General features: G+C 66.6%; 20 protein-coding genes. 9 read left to right on the top strand and 11 right to left on the bottom strand.

The window, feature by feature from the left end:
- Window positions 1-265: 265 nt before the first annotated feature.
- Window positions 266-1,789, bottom strand: coding sequence for a Fic family protein (locus AC10V3_RS28515; protein WP_022538719.1), 1,524 nt, complete (start codon window positions 1,787-1,789; stop codon window positions 266-268).
- Between the two features lie 354 nt (window positions 1,790-2,143).
- Between AC10V3_RS28515 and AC10V3_RS28510 the strand changes: the two genes are divergently transcribed.
- Both AC10V3_RS28510 and AC10V3_RS28505 read left to right on the top strand, forming a co-directional pair.
- A complete protein-coding gene (locus AC10V3_RS28510) occupies window positions 2,144-2,527 on the top strand; it encodes a hypothetical protein (RefSeq protein ID WP_022538718.1) in 384 nt (127 codons plus the stop codon).
- A 317-nt stretch (window positions 2,528-2,844) separates the two neighbouring features.
- The gene (locus tag AC10V3_RS28505) at window positions 2,845-3,423 is read left to right on the top strand and encodes a cysteine peptidase family C39 domain-containing protein (RefSeq protein WP_022538717.1); all 579 of its coding nucleotides are present in this window, start codon (window positions 2,845-2,847) and stop codon (window positions 3,421-3,423) included.
- A gap of 56 nt (window positions 3,424-3,479) precedes the next feature.
- On the opposite strand, the gene AC10V3_RS28500 is transcribed toward AC10V3_RS28505, so the two are convergent.
- Window positions 3,480-4,190, bottom strand: coding sequence for a DUF899 family protein (locus tag AC10V3_RS28500; protein ID WP_022538716.1), 711 nt, complete (start codon window positions 4,188-4,190; stop codon window positions 3,480-3,482).
- Window positions 4,191-4,561: 371 nt separating this feature from the next.
- Between AC10V3_RS28500 and AC10V3_RS28495 the strand changes: the two genes are divergently transcribed.
- The 5 genes from AC10V3_RS28495 (at window position 4,562) to AC10V3_RS28475 (ending at window position 9,820) form a co-directional block, all read left to right on the top strand.
- A complete protein-coding gene (locus AC10V3_RS28495) occupies window positions 4,562-6,889 on the top strand; it encodes an FdhF/YdeP family oxidoreductase (RefSeq protein ID WP_490923818.1) in 2,328 nt (775 codons plus the stop codon).
- A gap of 108 nt (window positions 6,890-6,997) precedes the next feature.
- Window positions 6,998-7,870: a formate dehydrogenase accessory sulfurtransferase FdhD gene (gene fdhD, locus AC10V3_RS28490; protein WP_490923817.1), complete on the top strand. Its 873-nt coding sequence runs from the start codon at window positions 6,998-7,000 to the stop codon at window positions 7,868-7,870.
- Window positions 7,864-8,040 carry a hypothetical protein gene (locus AC10V3_RS28485; RefSeq protein ID WP_022538713.1) on the top strand — a complete coding sequence of 59 codons (177 nt, stop codon included), beginning with the start codon at window positions 7,864-7,866 and terminating at the stop codon, window positions 8,038-8,040. Before fdhD ends, AC10V3_RS28485 begins: the two co-directional genes overlap by 7 nt.
- A 66-nt stretch (window positions 8,041-8,106) precedes the next feature.
- Entirely contained in the window at window positions 8,107-9,567 is a 1,461-nt protein-coding gene (locus AC10V3_RS28480) for an aminotransferase-like domain-containing protein (RefSeq protein WP_022538712.1), read from the top strand.
- A complete protein-coding gene (locus tag AC10V3_RS28475) occupies window positions 9,554-9,820 on the top strand; it encodes a helix-turn-helix domain-containing protein (protein WP_022538711.1) in 267 nt (88 codons plus the stop codon). The genes AC10V3_RS28480 and AC10V3_RS28475 overlap by 14 nt, the downstream gene beginning before the upstream one ends.
- An 18-nt stretch (window positions 9,821-9,838) precedes the next feature.
- On the opposite strand, the gene moaA is transcribed toward AC10V3_RS28475, so the two are convergent.
- The 9 genes from moaA to AC10V3_RS28430 form a co-directional block, all read right to left on the bottom strand.
- Window positions 9,839-10,948, bottom strand: coding sequence for a GTP 3',8-cyclase MoaA (gene moaA / locus AC10V3_RS28470; protein WP_490923816.1), 1,110 nt, complete (start codon window positions 10,946-10,948; stop codon window positions 9,839-9,841).
- Between the two features lie 150 nt (window positions 10,949-11,098).
- Entirely contained in the window at window positions 11,099-11,926 is an 828-nt protein-coding gene (locus AC10V3_RS28465; protein ID WP_490923815.1) for an HlyD family secretion protein, read from the bottom strand.
- Window positions 11,923-12,135, bottom strand: coding sequence for a DUF1656 domain-containing protein (locus AC10V3_RS28460; RefSeq protein WP_490923814.1), 213 nt, complete (start codon window positions 12,133-12,135; stop codon window positions 11,923-11,925). Before AC10V3_RS28460 ends, AC10V3_RS28465 begins: the two co-directional genes overlap by 4 nt.
- Complete coding sequence (locus AC10V3_RS28455; RefSeq protein ID WP_490923813.1) at window positions 12,122-14,218, bottom strand: FUSC family protein; 2,097 nt, start codon at window positions 14,216-14,218, stop codon at window positions 12,122-12,124. The genes AC10V3_RS28460 and AC10V3_RS28455 overlap by 14 nt, the downstream gene beginning before the upstream one ends.
- 4 nt (window positions 14,219-14,222) lie before the next feature.
- Entirely contained in the window at window positions 14,223-14,360 is a 138-nt protein-coding gene (locus AC10V3_RS28450; protein ID WP_022538706.1) for a DUF2474 family protein, read from the bottom strand.
- The gene (cydB, locus tag AC10V3_RS28445; RefSeq protein WP_041682086.1) at window positions 14,360-15,367 is read right to left on the bottom strand and encodes a cytochrome d ubiquinol oxidase subunit II; all 1,008 of its coding nucleotides are present in this window, start codon (window positions 15,365-15,367) and stop codon (window positions 14,360-14,362) included. Before cydB ends, AC10V3_RS28450 begins: the two co-directional genes overlap by 1 nt.
- A 13-nt stretch (window positions 15,368-15,380) precedes the next feature.
- Window positions 15,381-16,829: a cytochrome ubiquinol oxidase subunit I gene (locus AC10V3_RS28440; RefSeq protein ID WP_022538704.1), complete on the bottom strand. Its 1,449-nt coding sequence runs from the start codon at window positions 16,827-16,829 to the stop codon at window positions 15,381-15,383.
- 244 nt (window positions 16,830-17,073) lie between these two features.
- The gene (locus AC10V3_RS28435) at window positions 17,074-17,196 is read right to left on the bottom strand and encodes an MFS transporter small subunit (RefSeq protein ID WP_022538703.1); all 123 of its coding nucleotides are present in this window, start codon (window positions 17,194-17,196) and stop codon (window positions 17,074-17,076) included.
- A gap of 38 nt (window positions 17,197-17,234) precedes the next feature.
- Window positions 17,235-18,665: an L-lactate MFS transporter gene (locus tag AC10V3_RS28430; RefSeq protein ID WP_022538702.1), complete on the bottom strand. Its 1,431-nt coding sequence runs from the start codon at window positions 18,663-18,665 to the stop codon at window positions 17,235-17,237.
- A 308-nt stretch (window positions 18,666-18,973) separates the two neighbouring features.
- On the opposite strand from AC10V3_RS28430, the gene AC10V3_RS28425 reads away from it, so the two are divergent.
- A complete protein-coding gene (locus AC10V3_RS28425) occupies window positions 18,974-20,377 on the top strand; it encodes a sigma-54-dependent transcriptional regulator (protein ID WP_490923812.1) in 1,404 nt (467 codons plus the stop codon).
- On the top strand, window positions 20,350-22,404 hold the full coding sequence (locus AC10V3_RS28420; protein WP_490923811.1) for a sensor histidine kinase: 2,055 nt from the start codon (window positions 20,350-20,352) through the stop codon (window positions 22,402-22,404). The genes AC10V3_RS28425 and AC10V3_RS28420 overlap by 28 nt, the downstream gene beginning before the upstream one ends.
- The last annotated feature ends 98 nt before the right edge of the window (window positions 22,405-22,502 follow it).

Genomic DNA, 22,502 nt, shown 5'->3' with positions numbered 1-22,502 from the left:
CTGTTCTTCCTGTTCGGGTTGCGAGGTGCGCAGCGTGGCCCTGATGCCGTTCGCGGCATCAGGATGGGGGCGCTGGCGGCCGACTTGTATCTGGATACTAGTGTCTCGCCGGCACGCTCGCTGTCGGTGACTCGCCGACATCGATATAGGAAGAAGATGACTGGGCTGGCTGCCTTTCCGTCTCTCGCGCAATGCGCGCGCAGTGAGCGTGTGTGCGCTCCGCGTATTAAGGACAGGGCGAGGATCGGGCGTGATGCCCGGCCAGTCAGGCGTTGGCGTGGAGATCGAGATATTCGGCAAACTCGTCGCGCACCACGCTCTCGATGCGTGCGAGTTCATCGTCCGTGACGTCTTCGAACAGCTTGCGCTTGCGCTTCGACAGCTCGCCGTGGTTCTGGACAATGAGGTCGATCAGGTTGGACAGGCGTGACTGGCGCAGGTCGAGCCAGCTTTCCAGGCGCGTGACACTGGCGTCGTAGGCGCGCAGGTACTGGATCTCCTGCGCGAGGTCTTGCTCCACGCATTGCTCGATACACTCGAAGACGAATTCGCACAGCGCCGTCGCATCGAAGGACGCGTAGAGCCAGCAAGGCTGCGGCGACTTGATCAGGATCGTGTCGCTGTCCGAGTCCAGCGCGTAGTTGAGCAAAGCCGTGCGCGGCGCAGAGTAGGACTTCAGTAGCGCCGCATAAATATCGATCTGCTTGAGCATCCGCGCGGACACCGGCAGCACCACACCCTCGGGCGTGACACCGGCCTGGCGCAGCAGATGATGGATGAGAAATCGATGGAGCCGGCCATTGCCATCGTAGAACGGGTGCGCAAACACGAAGCCAAAAGACACGCAAGCCGCGATCACGATCGGGTTGGCCGCCTGTGCCGGCGCAAGCTCGGCGACCGTGGCAATCCCATCCATCATCGCGTCGAGTTGTTCCGGCGGCGGAGGGATGTAGTCCGCGATATTGCGCATGCGCCCGCCGCGGGAGAGCCAGTTCTGCGTATCGCGAAACGCGTATTCAGCCCGCAGCCCGGAGATGATTTCGTTCTGCCATTCGCACAGGCGCTCTTCGGTGAGACGGCCCGGTTCGCCGGCGTACTCGAGCAAGCGCCGGAATTTGGCGACCCGCTGGTTATCGGGAACCTCGTGCTCGATGGAATAGGTCGATCGTGTTTCCGCGAGATACAGGTAGTCGACCGCGCGTGCGAGCAATTCCGGCTCCAGCCGCTTGATTGCCGCGGACACCCGGCCCGGGAGATCGGCGGCAATCAACGACGCCAGTTTCCCGGTGCGTCGCACCAGCGGGCAAAAGGCGGCCGGGCCCAGGTGGTTGTTCTGGATCCCGAACTGCAGGTCCGTCGTCACCGGGCCGGTCACGTACTCAGCCTCGTCGAGCGCCAGTATCCGGGGCGCGCCGGTGGGCAGCTTGTAATCGAACTGCGCGCCGGCGAGCCATTTTGCATAGAACGCGCTCAACCTCGCATAACGGGAGGAGGGCGTCGCCGCCAGCCACGCCCGGACCGCCTCCACCGCCTCCTCGTGCTCGAACAGGGCCGCGAGCACGGTCAGGTCCAGTTGTTCCTTCTTCAACGCGAAGGTCAGGTGGTCGACGGTCGTGTCACCGCCGCGGTAGCGGTTCCTGGGATAAACGGTGCGCGTGGTGCCGTCCGGGCCGGTGTGCGTGCTGAGAACGCCGGTTTTGTCGGCCAGGGCGGAGGTGGAGCGCAGAGGCGGGACGCGCAGGCCGAACTTGCGGATCAGGGCGTCGTAGCCGAGTGGCGCATGGGCCATATCAGGGGTGGTTGGTGGGGTTCTGGGGTGCTCCGGAGCTTACCAGAGTTTCTACCCGAATTACCAGACTATCTATTTTTTGCGCTTTTGATTGAAGATCTGTCTATGTCATTCGCGGGGGCTGCGAGGTCTGCGCAGCTTGCCAAAGCTTCTACCTCGCTTACCGTTTCGTCTATTTTTGCGGGCGGTATAGGCGATTCAGTCTACGTGACCGGTCAGGCCGGGGTTCGGAACTGCAGTCAGCAAAGTTGTATTCTTTGATGAACAGCGTGCCGGACGCATCGCGCGGCCGGGCTGGCATCAAGGCCTTCAGCACGTTCTCAGTCACGGCACAAAAAGTACGGCGGTGTCGACATGAAGCGTGCTCACGCACTGATTGTGACTTGCGTCATGTTGGTTGCCTGTGTATCGACAGGCGTCGACGTGAAACCGGAGCATATGTCGAACTTCATGCTCGGCTTCTCGACGCTTGACGACGTTACCACCCAGCTCGGGAAGCCCTCATCCCAGACGACGCTGAAAAACGGAGCCACGATACTGATCTATTCCTTTGCGACCTCCAGGCCTAACCCTGAGAGCTTTATTCCATTCATTGGCCCGCTGTTTTCCGGAGGCGAGATCCGCTCGTCGACGGTCCTTTTCGAGTTCGACGAGAACGGTGTCCTCAGGAGTCAGCGCAGGACGACCTCGAGCGGGGCTTCAGGCTGGACCGTAGTACCTCCCGGAACGCTGCAGTAAGGCGCTTGGACCAAGCCGCCGCCGGCAAGCCAGCGGCGTGTTTCAGCGCTGAATCAGTCTTGCCCGGCTGTACTTCTAGCCTGTTCGAATGATGGGCCCGCGCTTGCCGATGCACTACGCTCGTAGCAAAGATCACACCACTGAAACCGGGGGGAGTCATGGGTGAAGGGAATCCGTGCGGAGGGCACGAGTCGGCTGGCCTTGCGCTATGCGAGGCGCCGGCACAAGACATAGAGGGCGCATCAACGCCGTGGCGGCGGACACAGCGAATCAAGACCACGCCCGCCGCGCATCCAGGGACCTCCAACTTGTCCCTCATGGCTGGCCGCGGGGAGCCGGCTGCCGCCATAGACCAGCTGACGGGTGCGGATGATCCGCTGCTGGGCAGCCTGCTGTTGCTGAACCGGGCCTTGCACCGGCCGGTTCCGTCCGCAGTTCTGCTCGAAGGGCTGCCGCTTAAAGGGCAGGGCATGACGCTGCCGCTGCTCTTCGCCGCGGCGGCGCGCGCTGGGGTGTCGACCTGGCTGGTGGAGCGGGATCTCGACGGGATCCCGGATAGCTCGCTGCCGGCCATCCTGTTGCTGGACAAGCGCAAACCCTGCGTACTGTTACAGCGCCGCGAGCACGAACGGTTTCTCGTCGCGCTGCCAGGCTGGGGCGGCGGGGAGCAGGAAGTCAGTCGCGAGGAACTGCTGGCCCAGTACAGCGGGTACGCCGTCCTTGCGCAGCCCGCGCTGCAAGCGGAAGTGTCGGCCGACACGGCGCCGGCGCAGCCGTGCCAGTCGCCGCGCGCCGCGATGCGGCCATCATGGTGGCGGCTGGCAGGTTCGACGCTCAGGGGGCTGTGCCTGCGTGGCAGGCAGCCGGCTGGAGACGCGGCCCGCGTCGGTGGCTGACTGCGCAGGGGAGGGGCCCTTACGTTGACTTCGTCTCGCCGCCGACGTTGCAGACGCTAATTCTTCCCCGGGTATTCCAGCTCCGGATACCAGTCGGTGCCGCGGCCTTCCGGCGTGGTGTCCAGCAGGGTCCACAGCGGGTCCAGATCCGGCGCGCCGCGTGGGTCCTGGCCGGGGTCTGACGGGACGCCGTAGATCTCACCGCTCCAGAAATGGCGGATCTTGCCGTCCCGCCGCGTAAACACCGTGTAACCCGGGACATCGGCATCCTCGCGACTGACATAGTCGCGGGTGAAATTGCCGTCGACGTCCGCGTAGACCTTCAGCTTGGTCCAGCCCCGCGCCTTCCTGGCCGCCATAAGACGATCAATGGGCGAGCGAGCAACCATCGCCAGCGCCACGCGCTGCTCAATGTCCGGAACCTTGTGATCCCACGATGCCATTATCGACGTGCACATGGGGCAAGGCTGTTCCCGCTGCGGTCCGAACATATAGCTGTAGATGACGAGCGTGTCCTTGTCGCCAAACAGCTCGGCAAGCTTGACCGGCCCGTGTTCGCCCTGGAAGGTGTAGGGTTTGGTGACCTCGCCGCCTGGGGGCAGCTTGCGGCGCTGTTCGGCCACGCGCTCAATGTGGCGCCGTAGCTCGATCTCCTCTGCAAGCAGCGCATTGCGCGCCTTGCGATACTCCGCGCTTTCATTGGGCAACCGGATGGGGTTGCCTCGCGCCAGTTCAGTTGACGGGATGAGTTTTGCCGTTGCGTTCATATCGGCCCTCCTGCAGGATAAAGTCCCCGTGAATGGCCGGGAATGTGAGCTTGCCGCCGCCGGACGGGCTCAACATTTCCACGGCCCTGTCATGGTTCGTGTCAGCCCAAGGCGAATCGTTCCGCACCATGCAGCGCGCAGAACCGGCCGGCTCCCGACCCGAGGCGTTCCGGGAAAGTTTTCAATGGCGAGACCGAAGGTCATCAAACGAGGCGGCGTCTGGCCCGAATGGGACTGTGCTCCCCGGTCAGGCTGCAGTTTGTACGTACCCGGACACACCCGGGAGCCCTAATCTGGTGTCACCGCAACCATCCGGACCCAACCCACGGGCCGGGCCGGACGCGGCTCCAGCGGTTACAGGACACCACGCAATGAGCTCCCCGACACCTGAAAAAGGCCACATCGCCCCCTACACTCACCCCGCCGCCGGCTGGGGTGCCCTGAAGTACGTTGCCATCAACCTGATCAAGGAGAAGGTTGCCGGTGGCAAGTACAAGATGCTGTTCAAGCAGAACCAGGCGGATGGCTTCGACTGCCCCGGCTGTGCGTGGCCGGACCGGCAGCACGCCTCCACCTTCGAGTTCTGCGAGAACGGCGTCAAGGCCGTGGCCGCCGAGGCCACCAGCATGCGCGTCACGCCGGAATTCTTCGCGCAGCACACGGTCACGTCGCTGATGGCGCAGACGGATTTTGAGCTGGAGCAGCACGGACGGCTGACGCACCCCATGGTCTACGACCCGCAGACCGACAAGTACCGCGCGATCGCCTGGGACGAGGCCTTTGCGCTGATCGGGCACCACCTGCGCGCACTGCCGGACCCGAACCAGGCCGCCTTCTACACGTCGGGACGTGCCAGCAACGAGGCCGCGTTCCTCTACCAGCTGTTCGTGCGTGCCTATGGCACCAACAACTTCCCCGACTGCTCGAACATGTGCCACGAAGCTACCAGCCGCGGCCTGCCACTGACGATAGGCGTGGGCAAGGCGACCGTGGTGCTGGACGACTTCGAGCATGCCGACACCATCCTGCTGTTCGGCCACAACGCGGCGACCAACCACCCGCGCATGCTGGGCGAACTGCGCGAGTGCGCGCGGCGCGGTGCCACCATCGTTTCGATCAATCCGCTGCGCGAACGCGGGGTGGAACGTTTTACCAGCCCGCAGCACCCGGTGGAGATGCTGACCGGTTCCAGCACGAAGATCGCCTCGATGTTCGTGCAGCCCACGCTGGGCGGCGATTTTGCGCTGATCAAGGGCATCGCCAAGCGCCTGGTCGAGCTGGACGACGATGCGGTAAGGCACGGCCGCGCGCGCCTGATCGACGTCGACTTCGTACGCGAGCACACCATCGGCTTCGGCGACTTTGTCGAAAACCTGCGCGCGGAAAGCTGGACGGACATCATCGCGGAGTCGGGCGTATCGCAGGAGGATATCGACGCACTGACCCAGGTCTACGCCAGGGGCAAGCGCGTGATCGCATGCTGGGGCATGGGCCTGACGCAACACAAGAATTCGGTGCCGACGGTGCAGATCCTGTCCAACCTGATGATGATGCGCGGGAACATCGGGCGCCCCGGTGCCGGGCTGCTGCCGGTGCGCGGGCATTCGAACGTGCAGGGCGACCGCACGGTGGGCATCGAGGAGCAGCCGGACGATGCCTTCCTGGACCGCCTGGGGGCCGCCTTTGGTTTCGAGCCGCCGCGCAAGCATGGGTATGACGTGGTCAACACCATCTCGGCGATGCTCGCGGGAAAGGTCAAGGTCTTCATCGGCCTGGGTGGCAATTTCTCCACCGCCACGCCCGACACGCCCCGCACCTTCGAGGCGTTGCGCCAGTGCGATCTGACCGTGAACATCGCTACCAAGCTCAACCGCAGCCACCTGGTGCACGGCAAGGCGTCGCTGATCCTGCCCACGCTGGGCCGCACCGAGATCGACCAGCAGGACGGCGTGCCGCAGGGCGTGACCGTCGAGGATTCGGTCTGCATGGTCCATATTTCCTTTGGCATGAACGCGCCGGCGTCGCCGCAACTGCTGTCGGAGATTGCCATTGTCGCGCGCATGGCCGCGGCCACGCTCGGCTCGGAGAAGATCGACTGGCTGTGGTACGCGCAGGACTATGCGCGCATTCGCGATGCCATCGAGCAGGTCGTCGAGGGCTTCGACAACTACAACGAGCGCGTCGTCGTGCCCGGAGGTTTCCACCTGACGCCCGCGTCGCGCAACCGCGTCTGGCAAACGCCGTCGGGCAAGGCGCAGTTCCTGGTCAATCGCATCGATAAGGACACCCCCATCCACCGTGCCCGCGAGCAGTATGGCGACAAGCTGATGGTGCTGATGACCACGCGCTCGCACGACCAGTACAACACCACGATCTATGGCCTGGACGACCGCTACCGCGGCGTGTTCGGCCTGCGCCGGGTGGTCTTCATCAATCCCGCCGACCTGGCCCGGCTAGGCCTGAAGGCAGGGCAGCACGTGGACATCACCAGTGTCTGGGATGACGGCGTGCAACGCCATGTCGAGGACTTCGCGCTCGTCGAATATGACATTCCGCAAGGGTGCCTGGGCGCGTACTACCCCGAAACCAATCCGCTGGTGCCGCTGGAAAGCACTGGCGATGGCTGCGGCACGCCTACATCGAAGTCGGTCCCAGTGTTGCTGACCCCGTCCCGTCGCCAACCTGCGGCGGCGGCCTGACCGCAGCTACAGAGCCATGAGTTTGGACAGAAAGCCCGGCGCCCGGCCGGGCCAGGGCCTGGTGCGCGCTCCCCGAGCCGGTGTGCCATCAACCTTCGCGAGATTTCCATGCATTGCACCGAATTGATCGAACACTCAGGCTATGAAGCGCGCAGCATCGTGCGGCACAAGGACAGCGCGGCGCGGCAGGCCACCGACAACGTGGCGGAAGAACTCCCGGTCGCCCTGGTGTACAACGGCATCTCACACGCCGTGATGATGGCAACGCCGCTGGACCTGGAGGCGTTCGCGGTCGGTTTTTCGCTGACCGAGGGCATCGTCAGCCGCAACGCACAGATCTATGACGTCGACGTGCGCGTGCACCGGCACAGCGCCGAAGTGCAACTGCAGATCAGCGAGCATGCCTTTGCCGCCATGAAGTCACGCCGGCGCGCGCTGGCGGGCCGCACCGGCTGCGGCGTCTGCGGCATCGAAAGCATCGAGCTGCTCGACCTGGAGCCCGCGCGCATGCCCTTGCCGGCAAAGCGGCTGACGCCGTCGCGCGAACTGATCGAGCGCGCCGTCGCGGCGCTGCCGTCGCACCAGCGGCTGATGCGGGCCACCGGTGGCGTCCACGCCGCGGCCTGGTGCAATGCGCGCGGCGAGATCCTGCATGTCTTCGAGGATGTCGGCCGGCACAACGGCCTGGACAAGCTGATCGGCCACCTGGCGATGCAGCGCGTGGCGATGGACGACGGCTTCGTGCTGCTGTCCAGTCGCGCCAGCTATGAACTGGTACGCAAGGCGGCACGCATGAATATCCAGATGCTCGCCACGATCTCGGCGCCGACCTCGCTGGCGATCCGGATCGCGGAGCAGGCCGGCCTGCACCTGCTCAGCTTCTGCCGCAAGGACGGCTATGTCGACTATACCGGCGCCGCATTGGGCGTCGGCAACGATGCGCAATCCCCGGGCGCTCCTGAGGGCGGCGCCGCATGCTGAGCTTCGACGAGGCGCTCGCCGCGGTCATCGACACGCAGGCGGCGGACCGCAGCGCCACCGATGGCTACGCGGTCCGCTCCAGCGGCTTTGTGCGCGTGGGGCCGCACAGCGCCGGGCAACTCCATCATGTGCCGCAGCCATACTATGATTCCCATCGTTGGCGCAGCTGACGGCAGCCCGCTGGAGGGCAGCCCCGGCGCGGGCGGAAGGGAAACGGCAGGCAAGGGGGGCGCGGCGTGAAGCTATATGAAAAACTGGCTGCGGATATCGAGGCGTTGGTGCAACAGGGTGTCCTGCTGCCCGGCGAGCGGATTCCCTCGGTGCGGCAGACAAGCCAGCACCACCGCATGAGCATCACGACGGTGATCCGGGCCTATGTCATGCTGGAGAGCCGCGGCATTATCGAAAGCCGGCCACAGTCCGGGTACTTTGTGCGTGCGCGGCCGGGCGAGCCGGCGATCGAGTTGCGGCCGTCCAAGCCCAGTGCCAAGCCTTCGGCGGTGGACGTCAGCGCCCTGGTCCTGTCCACGCTGCGCTCGATCCGTTCCGATGACGCCGTACCGCTCGGTTCGCCCTATCCGGACCCTTCGTTGTTTCCCTGGCAGCGCATCAACCAGTACGCCAACAATATCGCGCGCCGCTATGCCAAGTGGACCATGCTGGACGACCTGCCGCCCGGCAGCCCCGAGCTGATCCGGCAGATTTCGCGCCGCTATCTGGAGAACGGCTACGCCATCGATCCCAACGAGGTGATCGTCACGATCGGTGCCACCGAGGCCATCAACCTCTGCCTGCAGGCGGTGGCCAGGCCGGGCGACACGATCGCGGTGGAGTCCCCGACTTTTTACGCGATGCTCCATGCGATCGAACGCCTGGGCATGCGCGCCATCGAGGTGGCGACCGATCCGGTGGAGGGGATCGATATCGACGCGCTGGCGCGACTGATCGACGAGAAGGGCGTGAAAGCCTGCATGGTGATGCCCAACTTCCAGAACCCGCTCGGGTTCCAGATGCCCGATGACAAGAAGCGCAGCCTGGTGGCCATGCTGACCGGGAAGGATATCCCGGTCATCGAGAACGACGTCTACGGCGAGCTCTACTATGGCGAGGCCCATCCCAGCTCGCTGAAGGCCTACGACACGGCCAGCATCGTGCTGCATTGCGCTTCTTTCTCCAAGACGCTGACCAATGCCTACCGGATCGGCTGGGCGCTGCCGGGCCGCTACCGCGAAGCGGTGGAACGGCTCAAGTTCCTCAATACGCTGACGACGCCTGCGATCCCGCAACTGGCGATCGCGGAGTTCCTGAAGAACGATGGCTACGACTTCCACCTGAGGCGGGTGCGCAAGAACTATGCTCAGCAGGCCAACATCATGGCCGCTGCAGTGCGCCGGTTTTTCCCCGAGGGCACCACTACCTCGCGGCCTGCGGGGGGCTATGTACTGTGGGTGCAGTTGCCGGAGGGCATCGATGCCATGGAGATGTACCACGCCGCGCTGGAGCATCGCATCACCGTTGCGCCGGGGCATATGTTCGCGCCCGGCGCCACTTACAGCAACTGCATCCGGCTGAACTACAGCGGGGAGTGGTCGCAAGACATCGAGTCCGCCGTGCACACGCTGGGCAAGATCGCCCAGCACCTGCTTGCGCGCGGCCGCCAGTCGGATGAGGACAACCAGGACCATGCAAGACACTGATATCGATCCCGCCATCCTCGCAGTCCTCCAGGTCCTGTGCCAGGCCGGCCGCGAGGGCGGCGCCAGCCCATGGTCGCTCGCCAAGATCGCCAAACGGGCGCAACTGCCGATGAGCGTGCTGCGGCGCGTGCTGACGCAGCTCCAGGCCGCCGGACTGGCCGACTTTGAGACCGACGAGGAAGGCCGCGGCCACGCCAGCCTGTCGCAAGCCGGTGCGGAGCTTGCCGCGCAAGTTTTCCCGGATACAGCCTGAGACCTGCGCCCCAGCGGCTTAGCCGCCCACCAGCGACATGCGCACCGTGGGGTACTGCCGCTTGCCGCTGGCCACGCGGGTCGCGCGCAGCTCGGAATAGCGGTCGCTGCGTGCCTGCCACGCTTGCCGGATTGCATCGGCCACGGCTTCGGCCGGGCGGGCGGCAGACAGGTGCCGGCGCAGGTCGACGGAACGCGTGGCGAACAGGCACAGGTGGAGCCGGCCGTCGACCGAAACGCGCGCGCGCGTGCAATCGCCGCAGAAGGGGTGCGACACGCTGGAGATAAAGCCGAGCTTCAGGCTGCCGTCCGCCAGCGCATAGTTGCTGGAGGTCTCGCCGTCCCGCCGGGCTATCGGCACCAGCGCATGCGCGCGCTCGACCATGCCGCGGATCTCTTCGGAGGGGACCACGCGTGACTGTGACCACGCGCTCGGACCTTCCACATCCATGTATTCGATGAAGCGCAGCGTGACGCCGCTGCCGCGGAAGTGTTCGACCAGCGCCAGCACCTGCGCGTCATTGGTGCCGCGCTCGACCACGCAGTTGACCTTGACCGGCGCCAGCCCCGCCGCGCACGCCGCCTCGATCCCCTCCAGCACGCGCCTGACCGGGAACTCCACGTCGTTCATGGCGCGGAAGATGCCGTCGTCCAGGCTGTCCAGGCTCACCGTGACCCGGCCGAGGCCCGCGTCCCGCAGCGAGCGGGCCTTGCGGGCGAGCAGGCTGCCATTGGTGGTCATGGCCACCTCCACCTGGCCGCCGTCGAGGGTGCGCATGGCGGCAATGCCTTCGACCAGCGACTCGATACCCTTGCGCAGCAGCGGCTCGCCGCCGGTCAGGCGCACCTTCTGCACGCCAAGGCTGACAAAGGCGCGCACGATCCCGAGCAGCTCCGTATCAGACAGGCGTTGCTGGGGCGACAGGAACGGATAGTCGCGCCCGAAGCGTTCCTTGGGCATGCAGTAGGTGCAGCGGAAGTTGCACTGGTCGATCACGGAGAGCCGCAGGTCGCGCAGCGGACGGCCCAACTGGTCCCGGCATGCGGCCGATGCCTGGTCCGGTACGAGCGCCTCAAGGCTGTGGGGGCCGGAGGCGGCGGGCACTTCTTGCACAAGCGCGGCTTGCATGGCGAATCTCCCTGGACAATGGCGTGGAGGCGGGGCGCGGCAGCCGGGTGCCCCTGCCATGGCGTCCATGGTAGGGACGGATGCCTGCCCGGCAGGCGCACAAATTGACGGAACTGGCAGCAGAACAGTTCGGGCGGTGCAGGGGCTGCCTCATTCGCGCGGCTCCCGGATGCGGACCGAGGCGGTCTGGCCGGCGATCAGATGTACCCCGGGCGGCACCGGGTCCAGCGCGATGCGCACCGGTATGCGCTGCGCCAGGCGTACCCAGTTGAAGGTCGGACTGACGCTGGGAAGCAGGTTCGGCCCGCTGCTGCGGTCCTGGTCCTCGATGCCGGGCGCAATGCTCTGCACATGCCCGCGCAGGGGCGCGCGCTGGCCCATGATGTGCACTTCGGCAGCGCTGCCGACGCGAATCGCGGGCAGCTTGGTCTCCTCGAAATAGCCCTCCACGTACTGCGAGCCGCTGGCCACGACCGACAAGGCGGGCTTGCCGCGGGTGGCAAAGTCGCCCGCCCGCGGCAGGCGGTCGCTGACGTAGCCGTCCACCGGGCTGGTCACGCGGCAGCGGGCCAGGTTGAGCCTTGCCACTTCCACTGCTGCGTCGGCTTCTTCCACGCGCGCCTGGGCGGCTGCCACGGTGTCGGCGGCGCCCGCCCGGGTGCGCCGGGCCTGGACCAGCGCGGCGCGCGTGGATGCCGCCAAAGCCTGCGCCTGCCTCAATGCCAGGGTGAAGCGGTCCTGGTCGACCACGAACAGGACCTGGCCGCGTTGCACCCGGGCGTTGTCGCCGATGAGTACGGCCGTGACCAGGCCGGAGACGTCCGGGGCCACCTGGACCACGTCCGCGCGCACATGGCCGTCGCGCGTCCAGGGGGCTTCGGTGTAGTACCGCCATAGCTGCCAGGCGGTCAGCGCCGCGGCGGCAACGGCCACCAGGGTCACCGCGGCGGGACCGAGCAGCGAAAGCTTGCGTTTCATGATGGAGCCTGCCAGACGAGCGCGACGATCGCGCCGAGTACGAGGATGTAGAGCGAAAAATTGAACAGGGACCGGTGCCACACGATGCGGTAAAAGCCGATCCGGGCGAGTACGGCGCGCGCGCCGGCGGTGATGGCGAACGCGGCCAGCATCCACACCACGGTGGCCGGCACGAATACGCCGTACAGGTCGAACTCAGTGGCGTGCATGGCGGTCTCCGTCGGTCTGTGGGTACAGGGCAAGCCGGATGGTGGCGAGCGCCGCCAGCGTCGGGCGGAGGCTGCCGTGCCCCGTCGCGGGCAGTGCCGCGAAGGCTGCTTCGACCTGCGCGGCCAGGGCCGGCGCGGGCGTGGAGGCATGGCCCGCACGCGCGCACTGGCGGTAGTGGCGCGCGACGCCTGCCAGCACCCGCTCCACGGCGCGCCTGCGCGGCGCCGGCAGGGTTGCGCAGGCGCGCCGCAGCGCGAGCGCGGCGGACTCGACCAGGAAGTCGGCGACGGCGCTGTCGGCCTGCTTGCCAGTCGGACTATTCCGGCGTGTCAATGGTGGCCACTGGCGCAGCAGCCGGTCCAGCATGCGCCCGCGCAGCCGGGCACTGTTGACTGGCGCGCGCGGATGCGCGGCCAGCGCGATCTCGTCCCAGTTGGCCCTGGCCAGCCGGTACGCCACCAGCTGCTGGCCGAAGGGTTGCATCAGCACGGCCCACCATGCGGCGAAGGCCAGCGCTGCCAGGCTCGCCAGGCTGCTGTTGAAGATGTTCGCAAAACTGGCGGCATCCAGGTGCTGCGGCCCTGGGAACGACGCCGCCGTGACCGCCAGCAACACCCCGAACAGCGCGAAGCGCGGCTGCGTCGTCATCGCGCCGATGAACAGGTAGGGGCCGAACAGCAGGGCGGCCAGCGAGCCAAAGTCATGCGCTAGCGCCAGCACCACGAACTGGTAATACCAGGACAGCAGCGTACAGGCGACACTCCAGGCGATTACCCGGCCGGCAACCAGCCGCGGCTCCTCGGTGGTGGCAATGAAGCAACTGGCGAGGGCGGCCAAGCCGACCGGGCCGGCGCCGTCCTGCCAGCCCGACACCATCCACAGCAGGCCCGCCACGAACGTGGCCGTGCCAGCCGTGGCAGTGCGGATTAGCAGCCGGGCGTGATCATGGTGCCGTGCCTGGCCGGCGGGTTCCACGCGATAGCGCAGGGCGGCGGACTCGTTCCCGCCCTGGCGCAGGCTGGCCTGCAGCAGGCGGCAGTCGTGCCAGAGGTCGGCCAGCTCATCGAGGTAGGTACTGGTAGCCGTGACCAGCTGTGCGTGCCAGTCCGCGGGCTCGGTCTGTGCCGTGCCCGGCGCATAGGGGAAAGGGACAGGCCGGCACGCGCCTTGGTCGCCGGCGATCCATGCCAAGGTGGCGCGCATTCGCTGCGCGACGGTGTCGGGCATGCCCGCGGGATGCCGGCGCAAGGCGCTGGCAGCATCGGCAAGTGCCAGCACCAGCGGCAGCATGGCCGTCATGCGCTGGTGCAGGGCCCGTGCGCGCCGCAGTGTCGCTGCGCCGTCGGATTCATAAGACAGCTGGGCAATCTGTGTTTCCATCGCCAGGATATCGGCGGCAAGCAGGCTAAAGCTGTCATGGCGCTGCGCCGCACTCGCACCGGCGACCAGCATGTCGCTGACCCAGCGCGAGGCGTGGACCAGCCAGGCGCCGGCGCGCGCGGCCAGCGCCGGCGTCGTTCTGGCGGGAAACACCACCGCGCTGACCACGCTGGCGCAGACGATGCCGATCACGATTTCCTCGATGCGGGCAAGCGCCATGTCGAAGACGCTCGCCGGGTTGGATACCGTCGGCAGTGCCACGATCGGCAGCGTATACGCGGCCAGCAGGCAGATGTAGTTGCGCGGCGCCGGTTCCAGCAAGGACAGGTAGAGCAGAGTGCCGGTCCAGCACGCGATCGCCGCCATCAGCAGCACGGGTTCGTCGACCATCAATGGCACCAGCGCCACCGCGCACACGGCGCCCAGCAGCGAACCGATGACGCGGTAGGTGCCCTTGGCATGGGTGGCGCCGGCCAGCGGGCTGGACACCAGGTAGACCGTGGCCATGGCCCAGTAGGGCCGCGGCAGGCCGAGCGCCAGCGCCACGTAGAGCGCCAGCATCGCGGCGCCGAACACCTTCAGCGAATGCATCCACGGCGCGGGACCCGGGCTGCCCGCGCAAGCTGACGCGAGCAAGTCGAGCATGCTGCGCGCATTGCGCGCGGGCAGCGTGGCACGGGAGAGCGGGCTGGAGGACGGCATGGCTTCAGCTGGCCAGCCCGGCCGCGCGCATCGCCAGCCGCATCAGGCTGGCGCAGGCGAAGACCGTGCCCACGCCCGCCAGCCAGAGTGCCAGCAGCCAGCCAAGGCGGGCCGCCAGCCGTGCGCGCAGGATCCTGGCCATCAGTGGTACCCCTCCCCGCGCTTGACCTTGCCGCGGAACACGTAATAGGACCAGGACGTGTAGGCCAGGATGATCGGCACGATGAACAGGGTGCCGACCAGTGCGAAGCCCTGGCTTTGCGGGGCGGACGATGCATCCCAGATCGAGATCGACGGCGGGATGATGTTGGGCCAGACGCTGATGGCTAGCCCGGTATAGCCCATGAAGATCATCAGCAGCGCGTACAGGAACGGCGACACGTTCGGGCGGCTGCGCAGGGCCCGGTAGATGCCGGCGGCCGAGGCCAGCACCAGCAGCGGCACCGGCAGGAAGAAGAACAGGTTGGGCAGCGCGAACCAGCGTTGCGCGATTTCGGGGTGGGTCAGGGGTGTCCACACACTCACGGCCGCGATCATCGCCAGCATCACGCCCGTCAGCACGTTGGTCACGCGCAGCATGGTCCATTGCAGCCGGCCCTCGGTCTTCATGATGAGCCATGTGACCCCGAGGAAAGCGTAGGTGATCACCACGCCCACGCCCGCGAAGATGGGGAACGGCGCCAGCCAGTCGAGCGCGCCGCCGGTGTAGGTGGTGCCTTGCATGGCAATGCCGTCGATGTAGGCGCCCAGCGTCACGCCCTGGAAGAACGCGGCGACCACCGAGCCCCACGTGAAGGCGGCATCCCACCAGGGGCGGCTGCGGTCGCTGGCCTTGAAGCGGAACTCGAAGGCCACGCCGCGGAAAATCAGGCCGAGCAGCATGAACATCAGCGGCAGGTAGAACGCGCTGAGCAGCACCGAATACGCCAGCGGGAAGGCACCGAGCAGCGCCGCGCCCCCGAGCACCAGCCAGGTCTCGTTGCCGTCCCAGACCGGCGCCACGGTATTCATCATGACGTCGCGGTCATAACGGTCGCCGACGAAGGGAAAAAGAATGCCGATGCCAAGGTCGAATCCGTCCATGATGACGTACATCATCACGCCGAAGAAGATCAGGCCGGCCCAGATAACGGGAAGATTGATGCCCATGTCGATCACCTGTTCAGAATTTGCGCTGGCCGTGCGGGGCCATGGCGCTGGATGCGGAAGCCGCGGTGATGGCGGCAGGAGCGGCACCGAGGCTGCCCGGCCCGTAGGAAGGCGGCACTTCGTGCGGGTGCGGGTCAGCCACGGGGCCGGCGCTCGCCAGCTTGAGCATGTAGCGGATGCCCACGCCGAAGACGATGAAATAGACCACCACGAACAGCGCCAGCGACAGCGCGACCGGGCCCGCCGCATGCGCGGAAACGGCATCGCTGGTGCGCATCAGTCCATAGATCACCCACGGCTGGCGGCCGATCTCGGTGGTCATCCAGCCGGCCAGCAGCGCGATCAGGCCGGTGGGCCCCATCAGCACGGCGAACCGCAGGAACGCGCGGGACCGGTACACGACGCCGTTGCGGCGCAGTACCCATCCAAGCAGGCCGAACAGGATCATCAGCACGCCCAGGCCGACCATGGCGCGGAAGGTGAAGAACAGCACGGTGGCATTGGGGCGGTCTTCCTTCGGGAAGTCCTTCAGGCCGCGGATCTGCCCGTCAAGGCTGTGTGTGAGGATCAGGCTGCCCAGGCGCGGGATCTCGATGGCGTAGCGCGTTTCCTCGCGTTCCATGTCCGGGATGCCGAAGACGATCAGCGGGAACCCGCCCTTGTCGTCCCTGGCGGCGGTGTTCCAGTGCCCCTCCAGCGCCGCGATCTTGGCGGGCTGGTGCTCCAGCGTGTTCAGGCCGTGGGCGTCGCCCACCACCGCCTGCAGCGGCGCCGTGACCAGCACCATCCACAGCGCCATCGACAGCATCGTGCGGGCGGCGGGTACGGCGCGGTCGTGCAGCAACTGCCAGGCCGAGGATGCCGCCACGAACAGTGCCGTGGACAGCAGCGCGGCGATGACCATGTGCGCGAGGCGGTAGGGGAACGAGGGATTGAAGATCACGGCCAGCCAGTCGGTAGGCACCACCTTGCCGGCGACGATGGCGTAGCCCGCGGGCGTATGCATCCAGCTGTTGGAAGCCAGGATCCAGGTGGAGGAAATGATGGTGCCGAGCGCGACCATCACGGTGGAGAAGAAATGCAGCCCCGGCCCGACGCGGCTCCAGCCGAACAGCATCACGCCGAGGAAACCCGCTTCCAGGAAGAAGGCGGTCAGCACCTCGTAGGTCAGCAGCGGGCCGGTGATGCCCCCGGCAAACTGCGAGAAGAACGACCAGTTGGTGCCGAACTCATAGGCCATGACCAGGCCGGAAACGACCCCCATGCCGAAGTTCAGGGCGAAGATCTTGATCCAGAACTGGTACAGGGTCCGGTATACGGTGTCCTGGGTGCGCAGCCAGCGCGCTTCCAGGAACGCCAGGAAACATGCCAGCCCGATCGTGATGGCAGGAAAAAGGATGTGAAAGGAAACCGTGAATCCGAACTGGATTCGAGCGAGTTCCAGCGCTGTGAGTCCGTGCATCGATGTGCTCTCCGTGGGGTTGCCGCCGGCACGACGGCGTGTCGCGCGACACTACGGACAATGTACGGATGACAGCCTGCCTGCGAGGGATACAGTTCTGGCGCAACCGCTGAAGCTCAGTTTGCGTTGGTGAGCCGCACTTGCCATGCGCAATCGCGCCACCAGTACAGATGGCGCGATTGCGCAGGATCACAGTCATGGATGGACCCCGCCGTATCGACGATCCGGGGCCCGGCGCGGGTGCTCAGCTAAACAGGGTCATGGCCTTCCCGAGGGTCGACCAGATCCCCGCGCCCAGCGGGATAAGCACGTAGGCCCAGAACGCGAGCAGCAGCATGGTCTTGCCGAAAGTGCGGTCGTTGTGCATGGTTGGGTGTTCCTGTGTATTGACGGCAGAGGATGCATTCAGGCTGCGCTGGTCGCTTCGCGCAGGTGATGCCGCGCATGCACCGGCCGGATCAGCAGGTTGCAGACGAAGCCCGCCACCAGCAGGCCCGCCATGATGTGCAGGGTATCGACATAGACCTCTGACCTGGGCACGCCCAATGCCAGCTTGTGCTCGCGGATGTAGTTCACCAGCGCTGGTCCGGCGATACCGGCGGCGGCCCAGGCGGTCAGCAGGCGGCCATGGATGCCACCGACGTAGGCCGTGCCGAACATGTCGGCCAAGTAGGCGGGAATGGTGCTGAAGCCGCCGCCATACATGGTCAGGATCAGGAAGTAGCAGGCCACGAACAGGGCCACGTTGCCGGACGCGCCGATGGCCGGCACGGCCAGGTAGAGCGCGGCGCCGCAGGCGAAGAAGATGGCGTAGGTGGTCTTGCGGCCAAAGTAGTCGCTGGCGGAGCTCCACAGGAAGCGCCCGGTCATGTTGCCGATGCTGAGCAGCCCGACGAAGCCGGCCGCGGCCGCGGCGGTAATGCTCCCCTTGAAGGTTTCCTGGATCATCACGGCCGCCTGGCCCAGCACGCCGATGCCGGCCGTGATGTTCAGGAACAGGATCAGCCAGAGCAGGTAGAACTGCGGCGTCTTCAGCGCCTGGTCGATGTGCACGTTGGCGTGCGTGACCATCTTGCCGGCCTTGGCGGTGGGGACATAGCCCGCGGGCGCCCAGCCCGGGGCAGGGATGCGGATGGCCAGCGCGCCAAGCGACATCGAGATGAAGTAGACCACGCCCATGACGAGGAAGGTCTGCGCCACGCCCGCGCTGGTTGCGCTCTTGAAGTAGTTCATCAGGGCGACGGACAGCGGCGCGCCGATCATCGCGCCGCCGCCGAAGCCCATGATCGCCAGCCCGGTGGCCATGCCGCGGCGGTCCGGGAACCAGCGGATCAGCGTGGAGACCGGGGAAACGTAGCCCAGCCCGAGCCCGATCCCGCCCAGCACGCCGTACCCCAGGTACAGCAGCCAGATCTGGTGCAACCAGATACCCAGCGCCGAAACCAGGAACCCGCCGCCGAAGCAGCACGCCGCCGTGAACATGGTGCGCCGCGGCCCGACCTTCTCCAGCCACTTGCCGGCAAAGGCGGCCGAGATGCCCAGGAAGAAGATCGCCAGCGAGAACACCCAGCCCAGCGTGGTCAGTTGCCAGTCGCCCGGCGCGGATTGCGTGACGCCGAGGATCCGGGTCAGCGGTTCATTGAAGACCGAGAAGGCGTAGGCCTGGCCGATGCACAGGTGCACCGCCAGCGCGGCAGGTGGCACCATCCAGCGGTTGAAGCCGGGACGGGCGATGATGGCTTCTTTGGAGAAGGGCGACGGCCGCGACGTTGGCCGGGATGGCGATGCGTGTTGGGACTTTTGCGATGGCGTTTGCGCTTGCGCGGGATATGACATGAACTTGTCTCCTACCTGGAAGTGGCAGCCTCTTCTTTCGTCGGGTGCGATGGGCTGGGTGCGCATCGTTGAGCAAGGGCCATGCCCATGGCGGATTCCGTTTGCCGTCAACGGCTTGCAGCGCGTAGCCCGCGCGGTGAGGCGAGGCCATGGACAAAATGTCCAGGCAGCGGCCCGGCGCGCGGGCCAAACTGTCCATCTCCGGGCCGCGGCATCGAAGGCTGGCTCGGTTTACTCCCAATACTGCCGAATAGCGCACTGTCGCTAGACTGCTCCTTCGCCCTGACCGGGCCGTAACAGCCAAAGTGATGAGCGAACGACAAACCAACGCAGCCGAATCCGACAACTGGCAGCGCCGCACGATCCTGGTGGTGGACGACGAGGCCGGCATGCGTTCGTTCCTGTCCCGGGCGCTGGAAGGCAAGGTGGACAGCGTGGTGACGGCTGACAGCGCCGAAGCAGGCGCCGCGCTGTTGGAGCAACGCCATTTCGACCTGATCCTGCTGGATGTGGCGCTGCCCGGTGCCAGTGGGATGGAGTGGCTCAAGGCGCTGCGCGCAGCCGGCAACCCCGCCGATGTCATCCTGATGACCGCCTTCGCCGACATGGACACGGCCATCGCCGCGCTACGCTCGGGCGCAGCGGACTTTGTCGTCAAGCCGTTCCGCGTCGACCAGATGCTCAACGCCATCCGGCGCTGCTTCGACCGGACCCGGCTCGCGCGCGAGAACTACCTGCTGCGCCGCGAGCTGGACAAGTACACCATCCACAAGGACTTCATCGGCGAATCGGAAGCCATGAAGAAGGTGATGGCGCTGGTGGCACGGGTGGCACCGATGCCGTCGACGGTGCTGGTGACGGGCGAGTCCGGCACCGGCAAGGAAGTGGTGGCGCGCGAGCTGCATCGGCTCAGTGGCCGGCAGGGCCAGTTCGTGCCGCTGAATTGCGGTGCGATGGCGCCCGAGATCGTCGAAAGCGAATTGTTCGGCCACGCCAGGGGCGCCTTCACCGGGGCGGCCGGGGCACGCCACGGCCTGTTCCTCTATGCCGACGGCGGCACGCTGTTCCTGGACGAGATCTCGGAGCTGCCACTGGCCATGCAGGCCAAGCTGTTGCGGGTGATCGAGGACCGGCGCATCCGGCCGCTCGGTACCGAGCGCGAGATCGCCGTGGACGTGCGCATCGTCGCGGCCTGCAACCGCAACCTGGCCAACGAGGTCGCCGCCGGGCGCTTCCGCCAGGACCTGTACTACCGGCTCGACGTGGTATCCGTCGCGATCCCGCCGTTGCGCACGCGCCCGGAAGACATCGTGCCGCTGGCTGAGCATTTCTCGGAGCAGTTGTCCGCCCAGCTCGGGCTGCCCATGGTGCCGCTGTCGCCTTCGCTGGCGCGCCTGCTCAAGGGCTACGACTGGCCAGGCAATGCGCGCGAACTGCGCAACCTGGTGGAGCGGGCCTTGATCCTGGGCGAATACCCGGTTGAACTGCTGGCGCAGCCGGCCGATCCGGCGCAGGCCAGCCTGCTGGCAGCGGCCGGGGAGGGCACGGCCACGCCGGCGGATGAAGCCACGCTGCTGGAGACGGTGGAACGGCTGCACATCCTGCAGGTGCTGGCGGTGGAGGGCGGCAACCGGGTGGAAGCCGCGCGCCGGCTGGGCATCTCGCGCCGCACGCTGGACCGGAAATGCCTGCAGTGGGGCCTGCGTCCTTGAACCTCATTCGCCCGCTTGGCCCGGCCACGCTGCTGCGCCGCTATCGCGCCTCGTTGCGCGCCAAGCTCGTCTCCATTGTCATCGCGCCCTTGCTGGTGGCGCTGGTGGCACTGCTGCTGCTGATGGCGCTATGGGGCGATCGGGTGTTCCAGGCGCTGCTGACGTACAAGGTCAACAGCGACCTGCTGGTCGCCCACGAGTACTTCGAGCATATGGTCGGCGGTGTGGAGGACCGGGTCCTGCAGGAGGCCAGGTCGCATGCGCTGGTGAATGGCCTTGGCCGCGGCGGCGCCATGCCCGGCATCCTGGCCGAAGCGCGGCGCACGCACGGGCTCGATTTCCTGCAGTTGCTCGATCCGCAAGGGCGGCTGCTTGCCGCTGCGCCGGCCAGTGCCGCGGGTACGGACTACGCCGCCTGGCGCGTGGTGGCCAGTGCCGCGGCCGGCCGCGCGGATGCCGCCACGGATGCGTGGTCCGCCGCGCAGCTGGCTGCCGTTTCCGGCGACCTTGCCCGACGCGCACAGGTGGCGCTGCGCCCCACAGCCAATGCGGCGCCCACCGACAGGACCCTGGAAACCCGCGGCATGGTGGTGCACGCGGCGGCGCCGGTGTTCGATGAAGCGGGCGCACTGGTGGCAATCCTGCACGGCGGCACGCTGCTGAACAACAACCTCGGCTTTATCGACACGATCAACGCGCTGGTCTACCAGCCGGAATCCCTGCCCCGGGGCAGCCAGGGCACGGCGACGCTGTTCCTGGACGACACGCGCATTGCCACCAACGTGCGGCTGTTCCATGGCGAACGCGCGCTGGGGACGCGGGTCTCCCGCGAGGTACGCGACAAGGTGCTGCTGCGCGGCGAGAAATGGCTCGACCTGGCCTTCGTCGTCAACGACCGGTACATGAGCGCCTATGAGCCGATCGCGGACAGCCGTGGCCAGCGCATCGGCATGCTCTACGTGGGCTACCTGGCCAGGCCGATCAGCCAGGCCAAGGACCTGGCGCTGGGCGTGCTGGTGGGATTGTTCCTGTTGCTGGCCGTGGCGGGAGCGTTGTTCTCGCTGCTGTGGGCCAGGCGTGTGTTCACGCCGATGACGCGGATGGTCGGCACCATGCGCGCGCTCAAGGCCGGCAATGCCGAGGCACGCGTAGGCCCGGTGGGCAGCGAGGACGAGCTGGGCCAGCTCGCCGGCCAGTTCGACCAGTTGCTGTCGGACCTGCAGCAGCGCAATGCCGAGCTCAGGGACTGGGCCGACTCGCTCGATCGCAAGGTGGCCGAACGCACCCGGGAGCTGGAGGATGCCAACACCGTGTTGCGGGCCACCCGGCAGCAACTGATCACGTCGGAGAAGCTGGCGGTCGCAGGACAGCTTACGGCGGGCGTGGCCCATGAGATCAACAATCCGATCGCGGTGATCCAGGGCAACCTTGACGTGGCTCGCGAGATCCTCGGCCCGGCGGCGGAACCGGTCCGGCACGAGCTCCGGCTGATCGACGAGCAGGTGCGGCGCATCTACCTGCTGACCAACCGGCTGCTGCAGTTTATCCGGCCGGAGGAGTTCGCCGGAAATATGGAGCGGCTGGACGTGGGCGAAGTCGCGGCCGGTTGCCTGGACCTGGTCCGGCACCTGATCAAGGGGCCGGAGATCCGGATCGAGCAGGACTGGCAGGCCACGCGCCACGTGCGCATCAGTCGCGGCGAGCTGCAGCAGGTGGTCGTCAACCTGCTGACCAATGCCATCCACGCCATGCCCGAGGGCGGCACGCTCACGCTGGCCACGCGGGACTGGGAAGGGCACGGCGTGACGCTGCATGTTCGCGACACGGGCCGCGGCATCAGCGAAGAAGACCTGCCCAATCTGTTCAATCCGTTCTTCACCACCAAGAAGCAGATGGGAACCGGCCTCGGATTGTCCATCAGCTTTGCGCTGGTGGAGCGCTATGGCGGCCGCATCACCGTGGAGAGCAAGGTGGGGCAGGGCGCCGAGTTCATCGTGTGGCTGCGCGAAGACGGGGCGCCGGCGTAGCACTCCTGGCGGCAGCTGTGCTGGCTCTTATTGTATTGAAAATAATGCAATCAGGGCTGGCATAAATGTATGGCATCACACTCAGCGCCGTTGATGGT

This window comes from Cupriavidus sp. PB-02 (genome assembly GCF_058252315.1).
This window is presented reverse-complemented; position numbering and strand designations above follow the sequence as displayed.

Coding starts and splice junctions, on each gene's coding strand:
- AC10V3_RS28515 (WP_022538719.1), bottom strand. CDS start 1,789: ATGGCCCATGCGCCACTCGGCTACGACGCCCTGATCCGCAAGTTCGGC.
- AC10V3_RS28510 (WP_022538718.1), top strand. CDS start 2,144: ATGAAGCGTGCTCACGCACTGATTGTGACTTGCGTCATGTTGGTTGCC.
- AC10V3_RS28505 (WP_022538717.1), top strand. CDS start 2,845: ATGGCTGGCCGCGGGGAGCCGGCTGCCGCCATAGACCAGCTGACGGGT.
- AC10V3_RS28500 (WP_022538716.1), bottom strand. CDS start 4,190: ATGAACGCAACGGCAAAACTCATCCCGTCAACTGAACTGGCGCGAGGC.
- AC10V3_RS28495 (WP_490923818.1), top strand. CDS start 4,562: ATGAGCTCCCCGACACCTGAAAAAGGCCACATCGCCCCCTACACTCAC.
- fdhD (WP_490923817.1), top strand. CDS start 6,998: ATGCATTGCACCGAATTGATCGAACACTCAGGCTATGAAGCGCGCAGC.
- AC10V3_RS28485 (WP_022538713.1), top strand. CDS start 7,864: ATGCTGAGCTTCGACGAGGCGCTCGCCGCGGTCATCGACACGCAGGCG.
- AC10V3_RS28475 (WP_022538711.1), top strand. CDS start 9,554: ATGCAAGACACTGATATCGATCCCGCCATCCTCGCAGTCCTCCAGGTC.
- moaA (WP_490923816.1), bottom strand. CDS start 10,948: ATGCAAGCCGCGCTTGTGCAAGAAGTGCCCGCCGCCTCCGGCCCCCAC.
- AC10V3_RS28465 (WP_490923815.1), bottom strand. CDS start 11,926: ATGAAACGCAAGCTTTCGCTGCTCGGTCCCGCCGCGGTGACCCTGGTG.
- AC10V3_RS28460 (WP_490923814.1), bottom strand. CDS start 12,135: ATGCACGCCACTGAGTTCGACCTGTACGGCGTATTCGTGCCGGCCACC.
- AC10V3_RS28455 (WP_490923813.1), bottom strand. CDS start 14,218: ATGCCGTCCTCCAGCCCGCTCTCCCGTGCCACGCTGCCCGCGCGCAAT.
- AC10V3_RS28450 (WP_022538706.1), bottom strand. CDS start 14,360: ATGGCCAGGATCCTGCGCGCACGGCTGGCGGCCCGCCTTGGCTGGCTG.
- cydB (WP_041682086.1), bottom strand. CDS start 15,367: ATGGGCATCAATCTTCCCGTTATCTGGGCCGGCCTGATCTTCTTCGGC.
- AC10V3_RS28440 (WP_022538704.1), bottom strand. CDS start 16,829: ATGCACGGACTCACAGCGCTGGAACTCGCTCGAATCCAGTTCGGATTC.
- AC10V3_RS28435 (WP_022538703.1), bottom strand. CDS start 17,196: ATGCACAACGACCGCACTTTCGGCAAGACCATGCTGCTGCTCGCGTTC.
- AC10V3_RS28430 (WP_022538702.1), bottom strand. CDS start 18,665: ATGTCATATCCCGCGCAAGCGCAAACGCCATCGCAAAAGTCCCAACAC.
- AC10V3_RS28425 (WP_490923812.1), top strand. CDS start 18,974: ATGAGCGAACGACAAACCAACGCAGCCGAATCCGACAACTGGCAGCGC.
- AC10V3_RS28420 (WP_490923811.1), top strand. CDS start 20,350: ATGCCTGCAGTGGGGCCTGCGTCCTTGAACCTCATTCGCCCGCTTGGC.